Below are 8,017 nucleotides of genomic sequence, written 5' to 3' on the forward strand. Positions count from 1 at the left end.
CACCACTCGCCCGCTCCGCCGATCCCCGCTCGCTTCGTGCGCTGTGAGATGTGTCTGAGAGACAGTCGCGGGGACCTTCGGCGTCAGCTGTGCGTCCGGTCAGCCGGCGGTGCCGTAGAGGCGGTCCCCGGCGTCGCCGAGGCCCGGCACGATGTAGCCGTGCTCGTTCAGCCGCTCGTCCAGCGCCGCGGTGACCACGGTGACCGGCCGGCCGGCGAGCTCCTTCTCGACCACCTCGACGCCCTCGGGGGCGGCCAGCAGCACCACGGCGGTGACGTCGGTGGCGCCCCGCTCCAGCAGCATCCGGATCGCGGCGACCAGGGTGCCGCCGGTGGCCAGCATCGGGTCGAGGACGTAGACCTGCCGGCCGGAGAGGTCGTCCGGCATCCGGGTCGCGTAGGTCGACGCCTCCAGCGTCTCCTCGTTGCGCACCATGCCGAGGAAGCCGACCTCGGCGGTCGGCAGCAGCCGGGTCATGCCGTCGAGCATCCCCAGGCCGGCCCGCAGGATCGGGACGACCAGCGGCCGCGGGTGGCTGAGGCGGGTGCCGGTGGTGACGGCGACCGGAGTGGTGACCTCCACCTCCTCGGTCCGGACGTCCCGGGTGGCCTCGTAGGCGAGCAGGGTGACCAGCTCGTCGGTCAGGCGGCGGAAGGTCGGCGAGTCGGTGCGCTCGTCGCGCAGGGTGGAGAGCTTGTGGGCGACCAGGGGGTGGTCGACGACGTGGAGACGCATGGCTCGACCATAACGTCGAAGAGCACGTGCGTACGACTCGCGGCCGGAACGCCCCGGGGCGGGTACGGACGGGCCGGGTCCGGCGGGGCGGGCGCCCGGACGGGCAGAGACCTGACCGAGACCTTGTCCGTGGTGTCAACGGGACACATCTGGGAAACTCGGACCGTATGAAGAGCAACCCGGCCATCGGGACAGGCTCGACAGACGAGTCTCCCCCGCACGTCCACGAGACCGAGGCGCAGCGCCGAAAGCGCCGCGCCCTGTTCCTCCGCGAGCTCGCCGAGGCACGTGAGCTGCGGGCCCGGGTACAGCCCCGGCGCACCAAGGAGCGGCGCATGCGCGAGGCGCTCCGGATGCGAACCTTCCGGATCTGACACCGAACCGGCCCTTCCGTCGGCCGCCGGCCAGCCATTCCGACACGACCTGCGAAGACGCGGTGCCGAACACCCCCCGCAGCGCCGGGCTTTCTGTCACGATGCCGGAGGGACGGTCCGAACAGCGGACCGCCTCTGGCGCGGGGGCGGCCGGACCGCGTTCGCCCGAGATCCCCTACAGCCGAGACCAATCTTGGGAGTGTCCCTGGTGGCGTACTTCGCTGCAGTGCTTGCTCGCACCAATGCCGGGTGGGACGTGAGCGAAACGGAACTCGACGATGTCGAAACCCTGGCCGACCTGGCCGACCTGGCCCGCGAGGCCGCCCAGGACGACGACAGCGTCCTGGTCTTCATCGAGCAGGAGGATGCCTGGTTCGCCGTCGTCCGGGTGGACGGCGAGGACGACCCGCGCATCTTCGTCTCCGACGGGGCCGCCGCGGCCCGCAGCTCGTACGGCTCGGTACTCACCGACGAGCTGATCGACGCGGAGGACTTCGACGACCTCGACGCCCTGGTGGCCGATGTGGAGGACGACGACGAGTCGGCCCTCGACGGCGGCTCCGCCGAGGCGGACGACGACGAGGACGAGGAGGACGCCGGCCCGCTCGGCGCCCAGGCCGGGCCGCTCGGCGACTCCGACCTGCTGGCCGACTTCGGGCTGGCGGCGCGGGAACTGGTGGCGCTGGCGGGCGAGGGCGCGGTGCCCGGCGACGCGCTCGCCGAGATCGCCGAGGCGCTCGGCGCGGGCGAGGTCCTGGAGGCCGTTCGGTAGCGGCTGCGGCCGTGCCCGACACTGGTTCCATGCAGTCCGCACCGGCCACCCGGCTCTCCCCCCTCCCGGCCCCCGTGCGCCCCGACCCGGTACGCGACCGGTGGACGGACCGGATGCGCCTCGCCATCGCCGAGGCCGCACTGGCCACCGCCACCGGGGACGTCCCGGTCGGGGCGCTCGTGCTCGGGCCCGACGGCACGGTGATCGGCCGCGGGCACAACGAGCGGGAGGCGGTCGGCGACCCCACCGCGCACGCCGAGGTGGTCGCCATCCGCGAGGCGGCCCGGGCCGTCGGCGAGTGGCGGCTGTCGGGCTGCACGCTGGTCGTCACCCTGGAGCCCTGCACCATGTGCGCGGGTGCGATCGTGCTCTCCCGGATCGACCGGGTGGTCTACGGCGCCCTGGACGAGAAGGCCGGCGCGGCCGGCTCGCTCTTCGACGTGATGCGCGACCGCCGCCTCAACCATCGGCCCGAGGTGATCCACGGCGTCCTCGCCGACGAGTGCGGCGAGCAGCTCCGGGCCTTCTTCGACACCCAGCGCTGAATACGGATTTCGTCACCGCCCGACCCGTCCGGTAGAGTTCCTCTCGGTAGCGTGTCCGAGCGGCCAAAGGAGCACGCCTCGAAAGCGTGTGTGGGGGCAACTCCACCGTGGGTTCGAATCCCACCGCTACCGCTCTCACGACGAAGGGCCCGAGCTGACTGCAGCTCGGGCCCTTCGCGCTTGCCTGGGCGTGGATAAGGGGCGCGGCTCCCGGGGGGACGGAGCCGCGCCCCTGCTCGGGTCTCCCACTACCGGCGCCGCGTCAGGGGGAAGTCGCGGCGTCCGGTCCCACAGCGGGGAGTCCCGGTCCACGTACCGGGGATTCCTGCCAGACCCCGCGGTACTCCTCCATCGTGCGGCACGGGGGACCCCCGGGCACCCGTAGAAAGCCCCCACTCGCGGGGACCTTCGTCCCGGGGGGTGAACGCGGCACTCACCCGATCGGCCGTCCGGTGGATAAGCTGCCCGACAGCGGTAGGACGCCCGGGGAGAGCGACGGCGTCCCGGTGTCAGGGAGGCAGGCCAGTCCGATGGCTCAGGCGAAGAAGATCGGCATGTATCTCCTGCTCATCTTCGTGATCTACACGATCATCACCTCCCCCACCCGGGCGGCGGAGTTGGTGCAGTCCGGCTTCGTCGGCATCTCCGAGGCGGCGAAGGCGGTGGGGACGTTCATGACCGGGCTGGTGAGCTGAGCGGGTCGCCCGGGCGGCTACCGTGGCGGGGTTCGATCACCCTCACCAGCTAGGAGCGCCATCGTGATCCGGCACCTGGTCCTGTTCAAGCTCAACGACGGCGTCGCCAAGGACGACGAGCGGGCCGTCGCCGGAGCCGAGGCGTTCGCCGGGCTCGGCCCGGTCATCCCCGAGCTGCGCGAGTGGGAGTGCGGCTGGAACACCACCGACCGCGACATCGCGTACGACTTCGCCATCAACAGCCTCGTGGACGACCGCGCGGCACTCGCGTCGTACCTCAACCACCCGGCCCATCAGGCCGCCGCCGGGCAGTGGCGGGAGTTCGCCACCTGGGTGATCGCCGACATCGAGGTCTGATCACCCGCACGGCGTATCCGTCGCATACGCACGACCCTTGCGGCCCTCCGCCAGCACCCCCGGCGGAGGGCCGCCGCACACCCTCGCGGCGCCGCCCGCGTCAGCCAACACGCCTACGGCCGGTGCTTGCCGCTGATGTGCGCGACTTGTGATGCTATGACCGGTTTTGCCGGATCTGGCGAGGTGGTGAGCGCAGCCGGACCCCCCGGGCCGCGACCCGGATCGCAGGAGTCGACTCTGGGAGGGGTGACGTGTCCGTGCGGACACAGGACAGTGCGCGCGGGACGGGCGAGCAGGTGCCCCCGCCCCCCGCGGAGAACCTCGTCGCGGAGCTCAAGGCCGCCGGGATGAGGGACCGCCAGACCGGCACCCGCACGCCTGTCGACGTCCGCACGCTCACCCGGGTGCTGTTCGAGCGCCTCGCCGAGCTGCCGCCGGACGCCCCCGAGCGGGAGCGCGTCAGGGCCGCCCTGATCGAGATCAACATCCCGCTGGTCCGCTACGCGGCCACCCGCTTCCGCAGCCGCAGCGAACCGATGGAGGACATCGTCCAGGTCGGCACCATCGGCCTGATCAACGCCATCGACCGGTTCGACCCCGGTCGCGGCGTCCAGTTCCCGACCTACGCGCTGCCGACCATCCTCGGCGAGATCAAGCGCTACTTCCGCGACAACGTCAGGACCATGCACGTCCCGCGCCGGCTCCAGGAGCTGTGGGTGCAGGTGAGCGGCGCCATGGAGGAGCTCACGGTCACCCACGGCCGCGCTCCGAAGGTGCCGGAGATCGCCGCCTGCCTGCGCATCCCGGAGGAGGACGTCCGGGCCTGCCTGGACGCCGGACGGGCCTACAACGCGGCCTCGCTGGAGGCCGCGCAGGAGCACGAGGGCGGCCTGGCCCTGCTCGACCGGCTCGGCTACGAGGACTCCGCCCTCGCGGACGTCGAGCACCGCGACATGGTCCGCCACCTCCTGGTCCAGCTGCCCGAGCGGGAGCGCCGGATCATCATGCTGCGCTTCTTCGCCAACCTGACCCAGTCCCAGATCTCCACCGAGCTGGGCATGTCCCAGATGCACGTCTCGCGGCTGCTCGCCCGGATCCTCACCCGCCTGCGGACCGGCAACTCCTGGGAGGAGTGAGCCGCCGCGCGGCGCGCGGGCCGTCCGCACACCCCCGCCGTCCGGCGCGTTACCGCCGCGTGACATCTCACCCGGGCGGGGTTTGCCGACACCCGAGCGCCGGTATGGACGGGAGGGGCGAGGCGACGGGAACCACGCAGCGGTGGGGACCGTTGAACAGTCAGTCACGAGGGGGTGGGCGCGTGTCCGGAGAGCCGGTCGGTGCGGTCGTCGAGAAGTTCCCTGTCCAGCGGGGGGTCAGCCCCGAGCCGCCCGGTGCCGGGCCGCAGCCGGAGGCCCCCGCCGCGGCCGCGCCGGTGGTCGGCGACCGGCCGATGGACACCCGGACACTCTCCCGGTCGCTGTTCCGCCGCCTGACCACCCTGGAGCCCGGCAGCGCCGAGCACACCTACGTCCGCGACACCCTGATCGAGCTCAACCTGCCGCTGGTCCGGTACGCCTCCGCGCGCTTCCGCAGCCGCAACGAGCCGATGGAGGACATCGTCCAGGTCGGCACCATCGGCCTGATCAAGGCGATCGACCGGTTCGACCCGGACCGCGGCGTGGAGTTCCCGACCTTCGCCATGCCCACCGTGGTCGGCGAGATCAAGCGCTTCTTCCGCGACACCAGCTGGTCCGTGCGGGTCCCGCGCCGCCTCCAGGAGCTGCGCCTGGCGCTCACCAAGGCCGGCGACGAGCTCGCCCAGAAGCTGGACCGCTCCCCCACCGTCGCCGAGCTGGCCGTCTGCCTCGGCGTCAGCGAGGAGGACGTCGTCGAGGGCCTCGCGGTCGGCAACGCGTACACCGCCAGCTCGCTGGACTCCGCGCCCGGCGAGGAGGACGGCGACGGCCCGCTGGCGGACCGCCTCGGCTACGACGACCTGGCCCTGGAGGGCGTGGAGTACCGCGAGTCGCTCAAGCCGCTGCTGGCCAAGCTGCCGCCGCGCGAGCGGCGGATCATCATGCTGCGCTTCTTCGGCAACCTGACGCAGTCGCAGATCGGCGAGGAGATCGGCATCTCCCAGATGCACGTCTCCCGGCTGCTCACCCGCACCCTGGCCCAGCTGCGCGCCGGACTGACCGCGGAGGGGTGAGGCGGCGGGGTAAAGGGCGGTCCTGCTCAGTCGAGCAGGTTCGCCCGCAGCCCGTCGAGCACGCCGTCCTCCAGGCCCAGGCCGTCGCGCCAGAAGTCCTCGAAGGACGGCCAGCCGGCCGCCACCTCCTCGAACGCGGCGTCCAGGTAGCGGCGGTCCGCGCGGAACACCGGCAGCAGCAGCTCCGGCTCCTGCATCAGCCCGCGGGTGCCGAAGCTGCCGACCACGTGCTCGATGATCGCGGCCGAGCGCTCGTTGGTGAGCAGGTAGTCCTCGTACACGGTGGCCCGGTCCACACCGAGGGCGGTCAGGACGAGGGCCGCCGTCCAGCCGGTGCGGTCCTTGCCGGCCGAGCAGTGGAACAGCAGCGGGGTGCCGGCGGGCTCGGCGAGCAGGCGGATCACGGTCGAGAAGCGGTCCCGGGCGACCTCGTCCGTGACGAACCAGCGGTACAGGCCGACCATCATCGCCTCGGCCTTGCCGCCGCCGAGCAGCGCGCGCTGCTTGCCGGCGTCCCGGTCGGCGAGGGCGTTGCGCAGCGCGACGTAGATGTCGAAGTGCTCCGCGAAGACCGGCAGGTGGTGCAGGGTGATGCCGTCGGGGGCGGTCCGCTCGACGGTGACCGGGGTGGCCGAGTACTCGGCCTCCGAGATGTCGGCGGTGGGCAGGCCCGGCACCCGGTCCGGCCCGGCCTCGCGCACCTCGGCGAGGCTCCGCAGGTCCACGATCTGCCGGATCCCGTGGTCGGCGAGAGCGGCCAGGTCGGCATCGGTGAGGCGGTTGAGCGCATCGGCGCGCAGTGCCGCACCCGGCCGCAGCACCCGCCCCTCGGAGGTCCGGTAGCCGCCCAGGTCGCGGGCGTTGACCGCGCCCTCCAGGCCCAGGCTGCGAGCGGTCTCGGTGGGCTGGGTCACGGCGCGGCCTCCTGGGGCACGGGAACGACGGGCGCACGGGCAGCCGCCCGCCCGGCCTGGGCGGGCGTGCCCGGAGCGCGGATTACTTGACGGCGAGCCAGACCACGGCGCCGATGACGACGAGCGCCACCACCACCACGGCGGCGATCACGCCGGTGCGGCTGCCGCCGCTGCTGCTGCCGTAGGTGGACACGGAGCCGGGGGCCTGCGGGGCCGGGGTCTCGTCGACGAACGCCCGGAACATCTGGGTGCTGCCGGCGGGGTCGTAGTCGTTGTCAGCCATGGCGAGGACTCTAGCCAACGCGGCGGCCCCGCCGACACCCCGGACCCCTCCCCCGAGTGATCTCCACACCGTCCCCGCAACCCCGTGCAACGAGCGTGCGACAGCCCCGTGAACTCCGCCCCGGCACCGGAATGGCGGCGCGGACGATCCGGTTGACCTCCGGCATGACCGATAACCGCAACGAAGCCCCCCGGGTCACCCTCGGCACCTCCGACCTGGCCGTCTCGCCGCTCTCCCTCGGCGGCAACGTCTTCGGCTGGACGGCGGACGAGGAGCAGTCCTTCGCCGTGCTCGACGCCTACCTGGCCGGCGGCGGCAACTTCGTCGACACCGCCGACGTGTACTCGGCGTGGGTCCCGGGCAACACCGGCGGCGAGTCCGAGACCGTGATCGGCAACTGGCTGCGCAGCCGCGGGGTGCGCGACCAGGTGGTGATCGCCACCAAGGCCGGCATGCACCCGGAGGCCTCCGGGCTGCGGGCCGCCACCCTCAAGCGGGTCGCCGAGCAGTCGCTGCGCCGGCTCGGCGTCGAGCGGATCGACCTCTTCTACACCCACCGCGACGACCCCGAGACCCCGGTCGAGGAGATCATCACCGCGCTCGACGACCTGGTGAAGGAGGGCAAGGTCCGGGAGATCGCCGCGTCCAACATCGGCGCCGACCGGCTCGCCGAGTCCCTGGCCTTCTCCGACCGCGAGGGCCTCGCCCGCTACGTCGCCGTGCAGCCGCACTACAACCTGGTCTCCCGGGAGACCTACGAGGGCGAGCAGGCCGCGGTGGTGGCCGCGAACGGGCTGTCCGCGGTGCCGTACTACGCGTTGGCCTCGGGGTTCCTGACCGGCAAGTACCGGCCGGGCGGCGCCGGGGTGGCGAGCGCCCGGGCGCAGGGCGCCGCCCGCTACCTCGACCAGCCGCGGGGCCCGCTGGTGCTGGAGGCGCTGGACAAGGTCGCCGCGGGGCACGGCGTGCAGCCGGCGACGGTCGCCCTGGCCTGGCTGGCCGCCCGGCCGACCGTCGCCGCACCGATCGCCAGCGCGCGCACCGTCGAGCAGCTGCCGCCGCTGCTGGCCGCCGCCGGGCTGAAGCTGAGCCCCGAGGAGACCGCCCTGCTGGACCTGTATCTTATACACATC

At 72.8% G+C, this 8,017-nt stretch carries 11 protein-coding genes and 1 tRNA gene; 9 read left to right on the plus strand and 3 right to left on the minus strand.

What is annotated here, in order from left to right:
* Window positions 1-99: 99 nt before the first annotated feature.
* The gene (gene upp, locus ACFV0G_RS29700; RefSeq protein ID WP_380554737.1) at window positions 100-735 is read right to left on the minus strand and encodes a uracil phosphoribosyltransferase; all 636 of its coding nucleotides are present in this window, start codon (window positions 733-735) and stop codon (window positions 100-102) included.
* Between the two features lie 167 nt (window positions 736-902).
* On the opposite strand from upp, the gene ACFV0G_RS29705 reads away from it, so the two are divergent.
* The 8 genes from ACFV0G_RS29705 (at window position 903) to ACFV0G_RS29740 (ending at window position 5,687) form a co-directional block, all read left to right on the plus strand.
* Window positions 903-1,109 (plus strand): hypothetical protein, encoded by a 207-nt coding sequence (locus ACFV0G_RS29705; protein ID WP_380554739.1) that lies wholly within the window; start codon window positions 903-905, stop codon window positions 1,107-1,109.
* Window positions 1,110-1,317: 208 nt separating this feature from the next.
* A complete protein-coding gene (locus ACFV0G_RS29710) occupies window positions 1,318-1,881 on the plus strand; it encodes a hypothetical protein (RefSeq protein WP_380554741.1) in 564 nt (187 codons plus the stop codon).
* A gap of 29 nt (window positions 1,882-1,910) precedes the next feature.
* A complete protein-coding gene (gene tadA, locus ACFV0G_RS29715; protein ID WP_380554743.1) occupies window positions 1,911-2,426 on the plus strand; it encodes a tRNA adenosine(34) deaminase TadA in 516 nt (171 codons plus the stop codon).
* Window positions 2,427-2,471: 45 nt separating this feature from the next.
* A tRNA-Ser gene (locus ACFV0G_RS29720) sits at window positions 2,472-2,558 on the plus strand.
* 422 nt (window positions 2,559-2,980) lie between these two features.
* Window positions 2,981-3,121: a hypothetical protein gene (locus ACFV0G_RS29725; RefSeq protein ID WP_198524387.1), complete on the plus strand. Its 141-nt coding sequence runs from the start codon at window positions 2,981-2,983 to the stop codon at window positions 3,119-3,121.
* A 63-nt stretch (window positions 3,122-3,184) separates the two neighbouring features.
* Window positions 3,185-3,478: a Dabb family protein gene (locus ACFV0G_RS29730; RefSeq protein ID WP_380554745.1), complete on the plus strand. Its 294-nt coding sequence runs from the start codon at window positions 3,185-3,187 to the stop codon at window positions 3,476-3,478.
* A gap of 347 nt (window positions 3,479-3,825) precedes the next feature.
* Window positions 3,826-4,614 (plus strand): RNA polymerase sigma factor SigF, encoded by a 789-nt coding sequence (locus ACFV0G_RS29735; RefSeq protein ID WP_380554753.1) that lies wholly within the window; start codon window positions 3,826-3,828, stop codon window positions 4,612-4,614.
* Between the two features lie 314 nt (window positions 4,615-4,928).
* Window positions 4,929-5,687, plus strand: coding sequence for an RNA polymerase sigma factor SigF (locus ACFV0G_RS29740; RefSeq protein WP_380554755.1), 759 nt, complete (start codon window positions 4,929-4,931; stop codon window positions 5,685-5,687).
* A gap of 26 nt (window positions 5,688-5,713) precedes the next feature.
* On the opposite strand, the gene ACFV0G_RS29745 is transcribed toward ACFV0G_RS29740, so the two are convergent.
* Window positions 5,714-6,601, minus strand: coding sequence for a tyrosine-protein phosphatase (locus tag ACFV0G_RS29745; protein WP_380554747.1), 888 nt, complete (start codon window positions 6,599-6,601; stop codon window positions 5,714-5,716).
* Window positions 6,602-6,683: 82 nt separating this feature from the next.
* Complete coding sequence (locus ACFV0G_RS29750; RefSeq protein WP_380554749.1) at window positions 6,684-6,884, minus strand: hypothetical protein; 201 nt, start codon at window positions 6,882-6,884, stop codon at window positions 6,684-6,686.
* Window positions 6,885-7,048: 164 nt separating this feature from the next.
* Here ACFV0G_RS29750 and ACFV0G_RS29755 point away from each other — a divergent pair.
* Window positions 7,049-8,017, plus strand: a 969-nt coding sequence (locus ACFV0G_RS29755; protein WP_380554751.1) for an aldo/keto reductase, incomplete at its 3' end; no start/stop codon positions are given.

Source organism: Kitasatospora sp. NPDC059571, from assembly GCF_042735675.1.
Lineage (GTDB): Bacteria > Actinomycetota > Actinomycetes > Streptomycetales > Streptomycetaceae > Kitasatospora.